This window comes from Gordonia sesuvii (genome assembly GCF_036350415.1).
Classification (GTDB): domain Bacteria; phylum Actinomycetota; class Actinomycetes; order Mycobacteriales; family Mycobacteriaceae; genus Gordonia; species Gordonia sesuvii.
Map to the genome: position 1 here is coordinate 33,442 of NZ_JAZDUF010000003.1, position 14,252 is coordinate 47,693.

18 protein-coding genes are annotated in these 14,252 nt (G+C 66.2%); 9 read left to right on the forward strand and 9 right to left on the reverse strand.

What is annotated here, in order from left to right:
- Positions 1-33 precede the first annotated feature (33 nt).
- From VZC37_RS11050 to VZC37_RS11080, 7 genes are all read right to left on the reverse strand, one after another.
- Positions 34-681, reverse strand: a complete 648-nt coding sequence (locus VZC37_RS11050) for an SDR family oxidoreductase (protein ID WP_330432554.1) — start codon at positions 679-681, stop codon at positions 34-36.
- Positions 682-766: 85 nt separating this feature from the next.
- Positions 767-1,036 (reverse strand): GlsB/YeaQ/YmgE family stress response membrane protein, encoded by a 270-nt coding sequence (locus tag VZC37_RS11055; protein ID WP_330432555.1) that lies wholly within the window; start codon positions 1,034-1,036, stop codon positions 767-769.
- Positions 1,037-1,119: 83 nt separating this feature from the next.
- On the reverse strand, positions 1,120-1,410 hold the full coding sequence (locus VZC37_RS11060; protein WP_330432556.1) for a hypothetical protein: 291 nt from the start codon (positions 1,408-1,410) through the stop codon (positions 1,120-1,122).
- Between the two features lie 56 nt (positions 1,411-1,466).
- Complete coding sequence (locus VZC37_RS11065; RefSeq protein WP_330432557.1) at positions 1,467-2,159, reverse strand: LpqN/LpqT family lipoprotein; 693 nt, start codon at positions 2,157-2,159, stop codon at positions 1,467-1,469.
- Positions 2,160-2,196: 37 nt separating this feature from the next.
- Entirely contained in the window at positions 2,197-2,706 is a 510-nt protein-coding gene (locus VZC37_RS11070; protein WP_330432558.1) for an O-acetyl-ADP-ribose deacetylase, read from the reverse strand.
- A 20-nt stretch (positions 2,707-2,726) separates the two neighbouring features.
- On the reverse strand, positions 2,727-2,954 hold the full coding sequence (locus VZC37_RS11075) for a hypothetical protein (RefSeq protein WP_330432559.1): 228 nt from the start codon (positions 2,952-2,954) through the stop codon (positions 2,727-2,729).
- A 62-nt stretch (positions 2,955-3,016) separates the two neighbouring features.
- The gene (locus tag VZC37_RS11080) at positions 3,017-3,541 is read right to left on the reverse strand and encodes a hypothetical protein (protein ID WP_330432560.1); all 525 of its coding nucleotides are present in this window, start codon (positions 3,539-3,541) and stop codon (positions 3,017-3,019) included.
- Between the two features lie 99 nt (positions 3,542-3,640).
- Between VZC37_RS11080 and VZC37_RS11085 the strand changes: the two genes are divergently transcribed.
- Entirely contained in the window at positions 3,641-4,114 is a 474-nt protein-coding gene (locus VZC37_RS11085) for an NUDIX hydrolase (RefSeq protein ID WP_330432561.1), read from the forward strand.
- Positions 4,115-4,135: 21 nt separating this feature from the next.
- On the opposite strand, the gene VZC37_RS11090 is transcribed toward VZC37_RS11085, so the two are convergent.
- Together VZC37_RS11090 and VZC37_RS11095 are read right to left on the reverse strand one after the other, a co-directional pair.
- On the reverse strand, positions 4,136-4,669 hold the full coding sequence (locus VZC37_RS11090; protein ID WP_330432562.1) for an SRPBCC family protein: 534 nt from the start codon (positions 4,667-4,669) through the stop codon (positions 4,136-4,138).
- The gene (locus tag VZC37_RS11095) at positions 4,666-5,055 is read right to left on the reverse strand and encodes an ArsR/SmtB family transcription factor (RefSeq protein WP_330432563.1); all 390 of its coding nucleotides are present in this window, start codon (positions 5,053-5,055) and stop codon (positions 4,666-4,668) included. Before VZC37_RS11095 ends, VZC37_RS11090 begins: the two co-directional genes overlap by 4 nt.
- Before the next feature lie 107 nt (positions 5,056-5,162).
- Here VZC37_RS11095 and VZC37_RS11100 point away from each other — a divergent pair, with 107 nt between their 5' ends.
- From VZC37_RS11100 to mimD, 8 genes are all read left to right on the forward strand, one after another.
- Positions 5,163-6,104: a quinone oxidoreductase family protein gene (locus tag VZC37_RS11100; protein ID WP_330433122.1), complete on the forward strand. Its 942-nt coding sequence runs from the start codon at positions 5,163-5,165 to the stop codon at positions 6,102-6,104.
- Positions 6,105-6,166: 62 nt separating this feature from the next.
- The gene (locus VZC37_RS11105; protein WP_330432564.1) at positions 6,167-7,000 is read left to right on the forward strand and encodes an aldo/keto reductase; all 834 of its coding nucleotides are present in this window, start codon (positions 6,167-6,169) and stop codon (positions 6,998-7,000) included.
- Between the two features lie 59 nt (positions 7,001-7,059).
- Positions 7,060-8,235, forward strand: coding sequence for a pyridoxal phosphate-dependent aminotransferase (locus tag VZC37_RS11110; protein ID WP_330432565.1), 1,176 nt, complete (start codon positions 7,060-7,062; stop codon positions 8,233-8,235).
- Between the two features lie 67 nt (positions 8,236-8,302).
- On the forward strand, positions 8,303-9,526 hold the full coding sequence (gene acmB / locus VZC37_RS11115) for a methyl acetate hydrolase AcmB (RefSeq protein ID WP_330432566.1): 1,224 nt from the start codon (positions 8,303-8,305) through the stop codon (positions 9,524-9,526).
- 213 nt (positions 9,527-9,739) lie between these two features.
- Entirely contained in the window at positions 9,740-11,377 is a 1,638-nt protein-coding gene (locus VZC37_RS11120) for an aromatic/alkene/methane monooxygenase hydroxylase/oxygenase subunit alpha (RefSeq protein ID WP_330432567.1), read from the forward strand.
- Positions 11,378-11,657: 280 nt separating this feature from the next.
- On the forward strand, positions 11,658-12,698 hold the full coding sequence (locus VZC37_RS11125; protein ID WP_330432568.1) for a 2Fe-2S iron-sulfur cluster-binding protein: 1,041 nt from the start codon (positions 11,658-11,660) through the stop codon (positions 12,696-12,698).
- Positions 12,699-12,724: 26 nt separating this feature from the next.
- Positions 12,725-13,831, forward strand: a complete 1,107-nt coding sequence (locus VZC37_RS11130; RefSeq protein WP_330432569.1) for an aromatic/alkene monooxygenase hydroxylase subunit beta — start codon at positions 12,725-12,727, stop codon at positions 13,829-13,831.
- Between the two features lie 8 nt (positions 13,832-13,839).
- Entirely contained in the window at positions 13,840-14,178 is a 339-nt protein-coding gene (gene mimD / locus VZC37_RS11135) for a propane 2-monooxygenase effector subunit MimD (protein WP_330432570.1), read from the forward strand.
- The last annotated feature ends 74 nt before the right edge of the window (positions 14,179-14,252 follow it).

Consider the following 14,252-nt stretch of genomic DNA (forward strand, 5'->3'; position numbering starts at 1 on the left):
CTCACGCCGACCGCAACAGACAGCTGTAGGAGCTCACGCCAGGGCGTCGCCGATGGGTGTGTCGCCGTCGTTGAACTCGATCCGCTTGCCGGTCGTCGCAGGGTCGGCGAGTACGGCGGCGGCGACCAGCGCCACGTTGTCTCGGCTCACCTGATCGCCGGCCGCCCGGTCGCCGCCCACGGCGATCTGGCCGGTCCCGGGCTCGTCGGTGAGGGCACTAGGCCCCAGGATCGTCCACTGCAGGTCCGAATCCACCAGATGGGAATCGGCGGCCGATTTCGCCTCAGCGTAGGTGAAGAACGAGTTGTCCTCGGGCACACCGTGATCTGGCCGCGCCCCGAAGTACGACACCATCACGTAGCGGTTCGCTCCCGCGGACGCGGCGGCATCCATCGAGCGGATCGCCGCATCGCGATCGACCGCCATGGTGCGCTTGGGGTCACCGCCCCCGGCTCCGGCGGACCAGACGACCGCGTCGTGATCGGCCAGCACCGAAGCGATCTGCGCCGTGTCGAGGTTCTCTACATCGGCCACCACCGGGTCGGCCCCGGTGGCCTCGACGTCGTCGTGGTGTGCCGGGTTGCGAATGATCGCGGAGACCTTGTCACCGCGGTCGGACAGGATCTTCGCCAGTCGCAGAGCGATCTTGCCGTGTCCGCCGATGATCGCGACTCGTGCCATTGCCGACTCCTCTCGTCTGGGTCCTTCCTAGCCAAACGTACCCGCCGGCGCGGGGCCGAAACCCCGGCCGACGGCGTTGGTGGAGCTAGACCTTGGTTCGCCCGCGGACGAGGCCGACGATCCACAACAGCAGGCATGCTCCCGCGATGCAGGTCACGAAGCTGAAGATCAACCCACCACCTTCGACGTCGACGCCGAAGACGCTCAGCAGGAATCCGCCGAGCAACCCGCCCACGATGCCCACCACGATGTTGAGCAGGATTCCCTGCTGCGCGTTGGTCTTCATGATCATGCTGGCGACCCAACCGGCCAGCCCCCCGATGATGATCCACCCGATGATTCCCAGTCCGAGCATGAGCGCCTCCCGTTGTCGACGTTGCGGCGCTCCCCGTCTCGCCCAGGTCGACGAACGCGCCCACCATTGACGCTACGCGCCCGCTACTCGTGGAACTCGTTCTTCGGCAGACGCGGGCGGGCCCCCACCGGACGCCTGCGGCCGGGGACGTGCAGCGTCCAGCGAGCCGGAGCCACCGTGAAGTCCATCCATCGCCCCTCGCCGAGCCACAGCGACCAGAGGCCCTCGTCGGGGAAGTCGCCCATCCGGACATAGATCTGTTGGCCGTCGACGTGCGCGGTCAACCAGCCCTGATCGTCCGGGTCGTCGGTGAAGGACGCCGAGGCCGCCAGCACGCTCTCGAGATCGTCCACCCGGGCATCGCGTCGGACCATGAGACTCCCCCAGCTGTCGAAGTGGTCGGTTGTCGGAAATGCCAGAGTCGGATATGTCAGTCGTCGAACCGGACGGATCCGACCACCGCGGCGATCGCTCGGCGGAACGCCGCACCTTCGCGGGCGGGTGCGGTTCCGGTGGCGTGCAACAGATATGCGACGTTGCCGCGACGGTACGCCGCGTATCTGATCGCGCAGAACCACGTCGCGTCGTCGCCGATGTAGGTGCCCGCCTGCATCGACGAACCCTCGGTCCGGAACCCCGGCTGGGTTCGGGTCGCCTCGCTCTCGTCCCAGGCGGGCAGTGCTCGTGCCTCCACGAACGCATGATCGAGGAGATCGGGCACGATCACGCCGTGGTCGACCAGGAAACGGGTCAGCACGACGGCGACGGTGCCGTCGTGACCGTGCCCGGCGAGGAACAGCCGCAGATAGCCGGGAGCCGTGACGCTGCTCCAGGTTTCGGCGTCGATGTCGACGAGGATCTCGCCGGGGATGGTCTCGAGGTCGGTGACGCGGCTGGCCGAGATCGCCATCTGCGCCAGCCGGTCCAGAATCGGCGACTCGGCGACGTCAGACCGAAGTGGATCAGGTCCACCCGGGGTCGCGCCGACCCGATGGCCGGAGGCGAGGGAAGACAGTGCCGGGGCAAACCGCGGAGGCCGGAGAACGGTGGGCTCGACGCGGGCAGATTCGGAACGATCCGACGCCACGCACAGGTGGGTCGCGTCCCCCCGGTTCTCGGCCACGACCAGAGGATAGTCGCGGATCCGCGAGAAGTGGTGATCAGCGGAGCAGGCGGCGTGTGATGTCCGCGATGGCGTCCGAAAACGCCACGAGCGTAATGGATTCGACAGCCGAATCCGATTCTTTGACAGCACGAATCTGCTGGGCGACGGCGTCGTCGAGGGGCCATCCGTAGGCGCCGCCGGAGATGAGCGGAAATGCTATGGACCCCGCGCCGAGCGCGTTCGCCAACCGCAGGCTGCGCGTGTAGCAGTCCCGCAGGGTCGGTGACCGGTCCTCACTCGATGAGTACACCGGTCCGACTGTGTGGATCACCCACCGCGCGGCGAGGTCGCCGGCAGTGGCGGCGACGGCCGCACCCGGTTCGAGCCCGGACGGCAGCGACGTCTCGCGCAGCAGCCGGCAGTCGCGGAGGATGGCCGGTCCGCCGGCGCGGTGGATCGCACCGTCCACACCGCCACCGCCGAGCAGGGACGAATTCGCCGCGTTCACGATGGCGTCGGCACGGAATGCCGTGATGTCGCCGACGGTGAGATCGATGTCGCTCATGCGTTACGTCGATCGACCGTTCAGAACGTCGCAGGCGGGTTCGGGTTGGAGTTCTTTGCCGACCTCGACTTGTAGAGCGCGTAGCCGCCGTAGATCGCGAGGCCGAACAGCGCGATCCAGAAGAGGCCCTTGAGCAGCGGGCCCACCATGGCCAGCGCGAGCAGCACCACCGCGATGACGCCGAGCACCTTCCAGAAGTTCATGCCGCTGTTGTTGGTTGTCCCGTTGGGATTCGTTGATGTTGTCATGTCTCCACTGTGATGGTTCGGGCGCCGGAAATCATCAGTCAGCCGTCGAAATCGGGGAAAGTTCAGGGGTATCCCTGACCGTCGGCGCGATCTGCGGAGGTGGCCCGCGGCAGGGTGACCGGTCGCTGGTAGTGGCAGCCCAAGTCGTCCGGCGTGGCGAAACGACAACGGTCGCGGAACCAGGTCACGACGATCTCGGCGATCCGTCGACGCGACCGGCTCATCAGGAATCCGTGCGTGCAATCGTCGAAAGTGTCCGCATAGAACCACCTGTCGAGCGAGGACCGCCACACCGTGTCGGAGGTCAGCAGCGGCGGCGCCATCAGTGTCGTCGACAACCGCACCAAGTACGTTCTCGCCCCGAGTACCTGGATCTGCGCGCAGTCGACGTCGGCTCCGTCGTCGATCGGGCTCCCCGATGGACCGATGTCGAGGACCGCGGAGCGGGGCATCACCCCCATCGAGTCCACCAACCACCGCTCCATGCCCTCCCAGTCGACCGGCGAGCGGCGACCGCGCGCCGGATGACCGCATCCCGGCTGTTCATGCCGGTATTCGGGGTGATGATCGGGCTGATGCTCGGTCATGGGCGACACCTCCTGTGACGGGAACCGTGTCAGTGAAACACTCGCCACCGACAGAACGCGGTCCTGCGTGCCCGGCGCCGCGCGGGCAGGATGGACGCCGTGCCGATCCCCGATTTCATCCGCGACCTCCGCAGCCACGTCGGTCACCGCCCGCTGTGGCTGTCGGGCGTCAGCGCGGTCGTCCTCGACGACACCGGACGCATTCTCCTGACCCGGCGAGCCGACACCCGCGAGTGGGCCGTCGTCTCGGGGGTTCTCGAGCCCGGGGAGGAACCTGCCCGCGCCATCGTCCGCGAGATCACCGAGGAGACCGGGGTCCGCGCCGAAGTGGCACGGCTGACGAGTGTCGACGTCACCCCGATGATCACCTATCCCAACGGTGACCAGACGCAGTACCTCGACGTCTGCTTCCTCGCTCGCCACCTCGAGGGTGACCCGCACCCGGCCGACGACGAGAACACCGCGGTCGAGTGGTTCGCGCCCGACCACCTGCCGCCCGATCTGGCCGCGACATCCCGGCTCCGCATCGACAAGGCTCTGCGCGACGAGCCCGCCGCGTGGTTTCGCCGCTGACGCGGTTCAGGACGGTGTGATTCAGGACGGGGACGTGGGCGCGTCGGCGATCGCCCGTTGGATCCGCAGGTAGTACTCCCGCTGTGTCGGGTAGTAGTCGTCGAAATCGATTGCCGCCGGGTCGGTTCCGCTGATCGTCGCGGACAGTCGGTCCAGGTAGTACTCCCAGCCGGGCCCGGTGTTCTCGATGGTCGTCGGATCGTCGATGATCTGACTCAGCACCAGCGTGGTGGTTCCCTGGTTTTCCGCCAGTTCCACGATGAGATCCCACGTCCCGAACTCGTCGGTGGTGTGCACCTGGAGGACCCGCGGCGGTTCACATCGTCGGATGTCGTAGCGCACCGGAACCATGTTGTCCTCGCCCTCGGCGTTCATCGTGAACTGGACGTGGCCTTCCTGTGGGTCACCGCTGTAGAACCCGATCCAGCGGGCGAGCCGATCGGATTCCGTAACCGCGGCCCAGACGTCCTCGATCGACGCGCGATACGTGCGGGTGAACTCCACGGAGTCACCTTCGGGTCGAAGCCGGCGGCGTCCGGTGGGGATGGTGGTCATGCTGTCTCCTCCTCGTGGTCGGCGCGCGCGGTGCGACGTTCACGCCTGGTCCTGTACACCTCTGTGTCGAGTGCGTCGAGCACGCTCGGGCCGACAGGTGCGGGTCGGGCGAGATCCGTTTCGTGAGCGGCCAGCGACGCGACGAAGTCGCTCACCTCGTCCAACGGTGCCGACTCCAGGCGATAGTGGCGTTCCCGCCCCGACTCGGCCACCTGCACCAGTCCGACCTCACCGAGCACCCGGAGGTGCCGGGAGACCGCCGGCCGGGAGATCGGGTGGTCCGCGGCGAGTTCCCGTTGGATGTCGACGACTCGTCGTGGGCCGCCGACGAGCATCCCCAGGATCTGTCGTCGCACCGGATCGGCGATCGCATCGAAGATCGACACCCCTAAATGGTAACCCATAGGTTACCAATTGTCTCGGGTTCGTCGCCATGACCAGCGCGTCCGTGAGCCTCGGAATACTGAGCCCGGACCCGGACCTTGAACCGGGCATGGCCCACACAATCGTCGCGACCGGCTACGGACCGCCCACCGAGGTCCTAAAACTCGTGGAGACGGAGCCAACGCTTCCCGGCCCCGGGCATGTGATCGTCGAGACGAAGGCGATCGGGGTGAACCCCGCCGACGCGAAGATCGTCCGCGGACAGATGGGTGGGGACGAGTCGAAACTGCCGCTCCCGATCGGCTTCGAGGCTGCCGGGGTGATCGCGGCGGTCGGCGACGGCGCGGTGACCCCCGACGGCACCCTCGGTGTCGGGGACCGAGTGATCGTCTACCGAGCACACGGCGCCTACACCGACCGACTGCAAGCCGACCTCACCGCCGTCCACCGCATCCCCGACGATCTCGACTTCGAGCATGCCGCCGGTCTGCTGCTGGTGGGCGTCACCGCCGCCGACACCGTGCAGACCGCGGGCGTCGAAGCCGACGACGTCGTGGTGATCCACGGCGGCTCGGGTGCGGTCGGTGTCATCGCGATCCAGCTGGCCCGCGCGCGGGGCGCGACCGTGATCGCGACGGCCGGCCAACGCAACCACGATCATCTCCGAGCACTCGGGGCCATCCCGGTGGCCTACGGCGATGGACTGCTCGACCGGGTGCGTGACGTCGCGCCCGGACCGATCACGTCGGTGATCGACACCGCCGGCGCCGACGAGGCGATCGACACCTCCCTGGAACTCGTCGACAACCCCGGCAAGATCGTCAGTATCGCCGCGTTCGGTCGCGCGTCCGACGGCATCGTGCTGCTCAACGGCAGCACACCGGAGAGCCGGCGCCACCGGGCCGAAGCGGTCGACGGCCTGATCGCCGACGCCGCCACCGGCGCACTGGTCACCGAGGTGGCCAAGACCTTCCCGCTCGCGGACGCGGCCATCGCGCTCACCGAGCTCGAAACCAGCCATCCGCGAGGGAAATTCGTTCTCGTGCCCTGAGACCACGGGCACGATCGCGCAGCACGGTTCCGCTCGATTCACGAGGAAAGGTGACAGCACCCATGTCTGTACCCACGATCACCCTGAACAACGGCGTCGAGATCCCGCAGCTCGGCTTCGGTGTGTTCCAGATCCCGCCGGAGGACACGAAGGCCGCCACATTGACGGCCCTCGAGGTGGGCTACCGCCACATCGACACCGCCGAGATGTACGGCAACGAGAAGGAGGTCGGTCAGGCAGTCGCCGAATCGGGCATCCCGCGCGACCAGATCTTCATCACGAGCAAGCTCAACAACGGTTTCCACGCGCACGACGACGCACTGCGCGCCACCGACCAGACGCTGGCCGACCTCGGGGTCGACGCGGTCGACCTCTTTCTCATCCACTGGCCGCTGCCCGGCATCGACGTCGACTACGTCGAGACGTGGCGGGCGATGGAGAAGATCCACGCCGAGGGCAAGGCCCGGGCGATCGGCGTCTCCAACTTCCAGCGAGCACACCTCGAGCGGTTGTTCGCCGAGACCGACGTGGTGCCCGCCGTCAATCAGATCGAGGTGCATCCGTACCTCACGCAAAATGCGTTGCGCGCATTCAACTCCGAGCACGGCATCGCCACCGAGGCGTGGTCGCCGATTGCGCAGGGCGATGTGCTCGACGATCCCGTCCTGGCCAAGATCGCCGGCGAGAAGGGGCGCACGCCCGCCCAGGTGACCCTGCGGTGGCATCTGCAGCGCGGCGACATCGTCTTCCCGAAGTCGGTGACCCGGGCTCGTGTGGAGGAGAACTTCGCCCTGTTCGACTTCGAGCTGTCGCCGGAGGACATGGCGGCCGTCGACGGTATGAACAAGGACCGTCGGCGCGGCCCGGATCCGGACGAGTTCAACTACATTCCGTGACGCACCTTCGGTGACCCCTCGGCGCGGTGGGCAGATCCTCGTAGGTGAACAATGACGCCATGAGGTTCTCCCAGCGCGCCGAGGCGGTCACCCCCTTCTATGCGATGGAGTTCGGCAAGCGGGCGGCCGCACTCGAGGCGGCGGGCCATCACGTGGTCAAGCTCAGCATCGGCGAACCCGATTTCGGCGCCCCACCGGCCTTCCTCGCAGCCGTTCGCGACCTGACCGACGGCCGGCCGCTCGCCTACACCGCCGCGCTCGGACTCCCCGAACTACGTTCGGCGATAGCGGATTTCTACTCCCGTCACTTCGACTGCGAGGTGGACGCCGGTCGAGTCGTGGTGACGTCGGGCGCGTCCGCCGCGCTGCTGCTGAGCTGCGCCGCGCTGATCGATCCCGGCGACGAGGTCCTCGTCGCGGACCCGTCGTATCCGTGCAACCGGCGTTTCGCCGAGAGCTACGGCGCCCGCGTCCGCCTGGTCCCCACCACTGCCGCGTCGCGTTTTCAGCTCACCACCGACCTGGTGGCGGACGCGTGGGGACCCGACACCCGCGGCGTCATGGTCGCGACACCATCGAACCCGACAGGCACATCCGTCCCGCACGCCGAGCTGCAACGGCTGTGTGCCGACGTCCGCGAGCGCGGCGGCTGGCGCATCGTCGACGAGATCTACCTCGGCCTCGCCGACGACGTCGACGGCCACGGCCCGCGCAGCATCCTCTCCGCGGACCCGGGCGCGATCGTGATCAACAGCTTCTCCAAGTACTTCGGCATGACGGGCTGGCGACTCGGGTGGTGCATCGTGCCCGACGAGATGGTGGCCGTCATGGAACGCCTGGCCCAGAACTTCTACATCTGCCCACCGACGCCCGCCCAGCATGCGGCACTCGAGTGTTTCACCGAGGAATCCCTGGCCCTCACCGAGGCCCGCCGCGAACAGTTCCGAATCCGACGCGACCTCGTCGTCGACGGACTCGCACGCATCGGTCTGTCGGTACCCGTGCAACCCGATGGGGCGTTCTACGTCTACATTGACGTCGCGTCGACGGGATTGACGTCCGCCGAGTTCTGCGATCGAGCTCTGGCCGAAGCGCACGTGTCACTCACGCCGGGAAAGGACTTCGGCCATCACACGGCCGACGACCACATCCGGTTGTCGTACGCGGCGTCGACGGACGAGCTGACCGAGGGCATCCGCCGCCTCGGCGAGTTCGTGCAGTCACTGCGTGCCTGACCGGGCGGGATCGACGGCCCGCCTAGACTGCGGGCACACGCCACCGACGTCGAGGAGGATGCCGGCGATGAGGAGCACGCGCACCGTGGACGCTGCGGGAATCGCCGCGGCCACCGAATCCGCGGTCGAGTCCGCGACGACCGGATCTTCCCGGGTTCCCGGAGTCGTCGCAGGCGTCACCTCCGAGAACGCACTGCTGTCACTGTCGGCTGCGGGCGTCCGAGCCGTCGACGGCCCCGACTCCAACACCACCGACTCCATGACCACCGACACAGTGTTCGCGTTGTTCTCGACCACCAAGGCGATCACGGCGACCGTCGCGCTCCAACTGGTCGAGGACGGCCGGCTCGACCTCGACGCCCCCGCCGCCGAGTACGCGCCGCGACTTCGTCGGGTGTCGGTCATCGAGGGGTTCGACCACGCCGGGAATCCGCAGCTGCGCGCACCTTCCACACCCATCACGACACGACAATTACTCACGCACACAGCCGGTTTCGGATACGACTTCTTCACCGAAACCTATCGCAGACTCACCCGCGACCACGGCGTGCCCGGTGTCATCAGCGCGACCCGCGAATCGCTGGCGACTCCCCTGCTGTTCGATCCCGGTACCGCATGGGAGTACGGCAGCAACGTCGACTGGGCGGGACTCGTCGTGGAGGGCATCACCGGCCAACGGCTCGGTGACGTCATGTCCGAGCGGGTGTTCTCACCGCTCGGCATGTCCGACACCTCGTTCACACCCACCCGCGACACGGCCGGGCGCCGGGCCGTGATGCATCACCGCACGGCGGACGGCGGTCTGCGGCCGAACCGGAAGTGGGCCATGCCGGCCGAACCAGAGCTCCACATGGGCGGCCAGGGCCTGTACTCGACGGTGCGCGATTACCTGGCATTCATCCGGATGTGGCTCAACGACGGCCTCTCCGATACCGGCGACCAGCTGCTGAGGCCGGAAACGATCGCCGACGCCGAACGCAACCACATCGGCGACCTGCGCGTGCACAGGCTCCCCGGGGTGCTCCCCGCGGTCACCCAGGACGCCGAGTTCTTCCCCGGCGTGTCCAAGACCTGGGGGCTGACCTCCATGCGCCTCGAGGAACCCGCCCCGACCGGCCGGCCGGCCGGCACCCTCGGCTGGGGCGGGCTGGCCAACCTCTACTACTGGATCGACCGACGCAACCGGATCGGCGGATTCTGGGCGGCACAGTTGTTCCCGTTCTTCGATCCGACTGCGATCGCCGCCTACCTGGATTTCGAGAGTTCGGTGTACGACCTCACCGAGGCCTGACACGCTCCTGACCTGCCACGATCACGGCAGATCACGCCCGATCGTCGAGGATGCGACGTATGTGCACCCACCGCGTCCAGCGCTCACGCCCCCAGAAAAATGTGCCCGCTGTCTCACACTGAGACGGGTATGACCTGAATCACACGGTTACATCGGAGGCGCTCCAGCCCAGCAGGCCGGCACCTCGTCGGCCTTCTCACGAGGAGGCGCACATTGAGCAGGCAGAGCTTGACCAAAGCACATGCGAAGATCACCGAGTTGTCGTGGGAGCCCACCTTCGCGACACCGGCGACCCGGTTCGGCACCGACTACACCTTCGAGAAGGCCCCGAAGAAGGACCCTCTCAAGCAGATCATGCGGTCCTACTTCCCGATGGAGGAGGAGAAGGACAATCGCGTCTACGGCGCCATGGACGGCGCGATCCGCGGCAACATGTTCCGGCAGGTCCAGGAGCGGTGGCTGGAATGGCAGAAGTTGTTCCTGTCGATCATCCCGTTTCCCGAGATCTCCGCAGCCCGCGCGATGCCGATGGCCATCGACGCGGTCCCCAACCCGGAGATTCACAACGGTCTCGCCGTCCAGATGATCGACGAGGTTCGTCATTCGACGATCCAGATGAACCTCAAGAAGCTGTACATGAACAACTACATCGATCCGGCCGGCTTCGACATCACCGAGAAGGCGTTCGCCAACAACTACGCCGGCACCATCGGCCGACAGTTCGGCGAGGGGTTCATCACCGGTGATGCCATCACCGCCGCCAACATCTACCTGACGGTCGTCGCCGAGACGGCATTCACCAACACACTGTTCGTCGCCATGCCCGACGAGGCCGCCGCCAACGGTGACTACCTACTGCCCACCGTGTTCCACTCGGTCCAGTCCGACGAGTCGCGGCACATCTCCAACGGCTACTCGATCCTGTTGATGGCATTGGCCGACGAGCGCAATCGCCCACTGCTCGAACGCGACCTGCGGTACGCCTGGTGGAACAACCACTGCGTCGTCGACGCCGCCATCGGCACGTTCATCGAGTACGGCACCAAGGACCGCCGCAAGGACCGCGAGAGCTACGCGGAGATGTGGCGGCGCTGGATCTACGACGACTACTACCGCAGTTATCTTCTGCCGCTGGAGAAGTACGGTCTCACGATCCCGCACGATCTGGTCGAGGAGGCGTGGAAGCGCATCGTCGACAAGCACTACGTGCACGAGGTGGCACGGTTCTTCGCCACCGGCTGGCCGGTCAATTACTGGCGCATCGACGCCATGACCGACAAGGACTTCGAGTGGTTCGAGGAGAAGTACCCCGGCTGGTACAACAAGTTCGGCAAGTGGTGGGAGAACTACAACCGTCTCGCCTACCCGGGTCGTAACAATCCGATCGCCTTCGAGGATGTCGACTACGAGTACCCGCACCGCTGCTGGACCTGTATGGTGCCGTGCCTGATCCGTGAGGACATGGTCACCGACAAGGTCGACGGCCAGTGGCGCACCTACTGCTCGGAAACCTGCGCGTGGACCGACACCACCGCATTCCGCGGCGAGTACGAGGGCCGTGAGACACCGAACATGGGTCGCCTCACCGGTTTCCGCGAATGGGAGACGCTGCACCACGGCAAGGACCTCGCCGACATCATCAAGGACCTCGGCTACGTCCGCGACGACGGCAAGACGCTCATCCCGCAACCGCATCTGGATCTCGATCCGAAGAAGATGTGGACGCTGGACGACGTCCGCGGCAACACCTTCCAGAGTCCGAATGTGTTGCTGAACGAGATGTCGGACGCCGATCGTGACGCCCACGTCGCGGCCTACCGGGCCAACCGCAACGGGGCCGTTCCCGCCTGAGGTCGCGGGTTGCTGCCCTTCGTGACGCTCGCAAGCTCGCTCCTCAGGGACCAGACTTCTGATCCCTGAGTAGACGACCGCCAGGCGACCCCATCGCCGGTCGAGTAGTCCGAGCCGCTAGGCGAGGACGTTATCGAGACCACCGCACCAGGTCTCGATACGCCACTCACTCCGTTCGCGGCTACTCGACCAGCGAACTGGGGTCCACCAGCCCAACCGCCGTTCGCGGCTACTCGACCAGCGAACCGGGCCCCAACCAGCCACTCACACAGGAGAACCCGTGGCCGACACCCACCGCATCAACTTCGAACCCGTCGACATCGAGATGGAGGTCACCGAGGACGAGACGATTCTCGACGCCGCGTTCCGACAGGGCATCCACCTCATGCACGGATGTCGTGAAGGTCGGTGCTCGGCATGCAAGTCGTACATGCTCGACGGGGACGTCCAGATGGACGACTACTCGACGTTCGCGTGCAACGACGCCGAAGAGGCCGAGGGGTACGTACTCCTCTGCCGGACATACGCATACAGCGACTGCGACATCGAGCTGCTCAACTTCGACGAGGACGAGTTGCTCGGCGGCGCACCGATCCAGGATGTCCGCACCCGGGTCACCGCGATCGAACCGCTGACCCGCGACATCGTGTCCTTGCGGCTCGACGTCGTGGAACCCGCGGCATTCGAGTTCAAGTCCGGCCAGTACGTCGACCTCTTCGTCCCGGGCACCGACGAGAAGCGGTCGTTCTCCATCGCGACCACCCAGCAGACGCCGGACAAGCTCGAGTTCGTCATCAAGAAGTACGCAGGGGGCCTCTTCGCCGGCATGTTGGAGGAGGGACTCTCCGTCGGCGACGAGATCATGGTCAACGGCCCGTACGGGTCATGCACGCTGCGCAGCGGCCATGTGCTCCCGATCGTGGCCATCGGCGGCGGGGCCGGCATGGCCCCCCTGCTCTCGCTGCTGCGCCACATCAGCGAGAACGAGATCAACCGTCCGGTGCGCTTCTACTACGGGGCGCGGACGGCCGCTGATCTCTTCTATCTCGACGAGATCGCCTCTCTCGGTGCGAAGATCGCCGACTTCTCGTTCACCGCGTGCCTGTCGGAATCCATGGCCGACGTCGGTGACGGCGTGCACGTGGCCGAAGGAAACGTCACCGACATCGTCAAGGGATGCGAACCCGACCTAGCCCGAACGGAGGTGTATTTCTGCGGGCCGCCCCCGATGGTCGACGCCGCCTTGGCCCTCGCCGAGACGGCCGGAGTGCCCAGGGACCAGATCTTCTACGACAAGTTCACCAGCCCGGCTTTCGACTAGAAGCCCGAACGACAGGAACGAAAGGTATGTCCGCACCAACCGAACCGCGGGAACGCAGCTTCCCCTCCATCGAGTTCACCGACGCCGAGGCCGGCGCCAAGGAATTCCCGAGCAGCAAGAGCCGCAAGTACAACTACTATCAGCCGGCCAAGAAGCGTGCGACCACCTATGAGGACGTCACCGTCGACGTCCAGCCGGATCCGGAACGTCACCTGACACAAGGGTGGATCTACGGGTTCGGCGACGGACCGGGCGGTTACCCACAGGAATGGACGGCCGCGAAATCCAGCAACTGGCATGCCTTTCTCGATCCCAACGAGGAATGGGATCAGACGATCTACCGCAACAACTCGGCGGTCGTACACCAGGTGGACCTGTGCCTGCAGAACGCCAAACGCGCCCGCGCCTATGACGTGTGGAACAAGCCGTGGCTGAAGTTCATCGAACGCAACCTCGGTGCCTGGATGCACGCGGAGAACGGCCTCGCGCTCCATGTGTTCACCTCCATCCAGCGGTCCGGGCCGACCAACATGATCAACACCGCCGTCGCGGTCAATGCGGCCCACAAGATGCGATTCGCACAGGACCTGGCCCTGTTCAACCTCGACCTCGCCGAGGCGGAGGACGATTTCGACGGCAGCGCGCATCGTGATGTGTGGATGAACGCGCCCGAGTGGCAACCCGTGCGGGAGACGGTGGAGCGACTGACGGCGGTCGGCGACTGGTGCCAACTGCTGTTCGCGACCAACATCGTCTTCGAGCAACTGGTGGGTTCGCTGTTCCGTTCCGAACTCGTCATGCAGGTGGCCGCGGGCAACGGCGATTACATCACCCCCACCATCGTGGGCACCGGAGAGTACGACTACGACCGCGATCTCGCCTACACCCGCAACCTCTTCCGCATCCTCACCCGCGACGAGACCTACGGCGAGTCCAACAAGGCCCTGCTGAACGAGTGGATGGCCGTGTGGGTCCCACGTTGTCTGGACGCGGCCCGGGCACTGCAACCGATCTGGTCGCAGCCGGCCGACAAGCCGGTCACCTTCGCCGCCAGCCTCGACGCCGCGATCGCCAAGTTCCGCAGCGTCCTCGAATCCATCGACGCCGACGTCCCCGAGGAGTTGAACCAGTGAGCACCAGTATGCAATTCGGAGCCGAGACCGAGTTCTCCAACATGTGCGGTGTGACGCTCATGAACACGCCGATCGGCCGCGTCGTCGCCGACGTCATGGGCGCCAAGGACGGCGTGGAACTGACCGAGTACCCGTCGATGATCCGTGTCGACGGCGTCAACCGTCTCGATTTCGACTACGACGAACTGACCGACGCCCTCGGTCAGGACTTCGACGGATCGATCTTCGAGGAGATCAGCTCGACGCACTACGGACGCATGGTCCACCTCGACGACCGCACGATGCTGTTCGCCAGCCCGGAGGACGCCGCCGAGTTCATCGGTTTCGACCTGACCGCGTCCTCGTGAACCTCACCGCCCGGGGGTGACTCCCACATCCCCGGGCGGTGATTTCCACCCCGACCTGTTCCAGCCCAACAGAG

What these genes read in the sequence shown, in the direction of transcription:
- VZC37_RS11050 (WP_330432554.1), bottom strand. Translation starts at nt 681, where the DNA reads ATGGCACGAGTCGCGATCATCGGCGGACACGGCAAGATCGCTCTGCGA.
- VZC37_RS11055 (WP_330432555.1), bottom strand. Translation starts at nt 1,036, where the DNA reads ATGCTCGGACTGGGAATCATCGGGTGGATCATCATCGGGGGGCTGGCC.
- VZC37_RS11060 (WP_330432556.1), bottom strand. Translation starts at nt 1,410, where the DNA reads ATGGTCCGACGCGATGCCCGGGTGGACGATCTCGAGAGCGTGCTGGCG.
- VZC37_RS11070 (WP_330432558.1), bottom strand. Translation starts at nt 2,706, where the DNA reads ATGAGCGACATCGATCTCACCGTCGGCGACATCACGGCATTCCGTGCC.
- VZC37_RS11075 (WP_330432559.1), bottom strand. Translation starts at nt 2,954, where the DNA reads ATGACAACATCAACGAATCCCAACGGGACAACCAACAACAGCGGCATG.
- VZC37_RS11080 (WP_330432560.1), bottom strand. Translation starts at nt 3,541, where the DNA reads ATGACCGAGCATCAGCCCGATCATCACCCCGAATACCGGCATGAACAG.
- VZC37_RS11090 (WP_330432562.1), bottom strand. Translation starts at nt 4,669, where the DNA reads ATGACCACCATCCCCACCGGACGCCGCCGGCTTCGACCCGAAGGTGAC.
- VZC37_RS11100 (WP_330433122.1), top strand. Translation starts at nt 5,163, where the DNA reads ATGGCCCACACAATCGTCGCGACCGGCTACGGACCGCCCACCGAGGTC.
- VZC37_RS11105 (WP_330432564.1), top strand. Translation starts at nt 6,167, where the DNA reads ATGTCTGTACCCACGATCACCCTGAACAACGGCGTCGAGATCCCGCAG.
- VZC37_RS11110 (WP_330432565.1), top strand. Translation starts at nt 7,060, where the DNA reads ATGAGGTTCTCCCAGCGCGCCGAGGCGGTCACCCCCTTCTATGCGATG.
- acmB (WP_330432566.1), top strand. Translation starts at nt 8,303, where the DNA reads ATGAGGAGCACGCGCACCGTGGACGCTGCGGGAATCGCCGCGGCCACC.
- VZC37_RS11130 (WP_330432569.1), top strand. Translation starts at nt 12,725, where the DNA reads ATGTCCGCACCAACCGAACCGCGGGAACGCAGCTTCCCCTCCATCGAG.
- mimD (WP_330432570.1), top strand. Translation starts at nt 13,840, where the DNA reads ATGCAATTCGGAGCCGAGACCGAGTTCTCCAACATGTGCGGTGTGACG.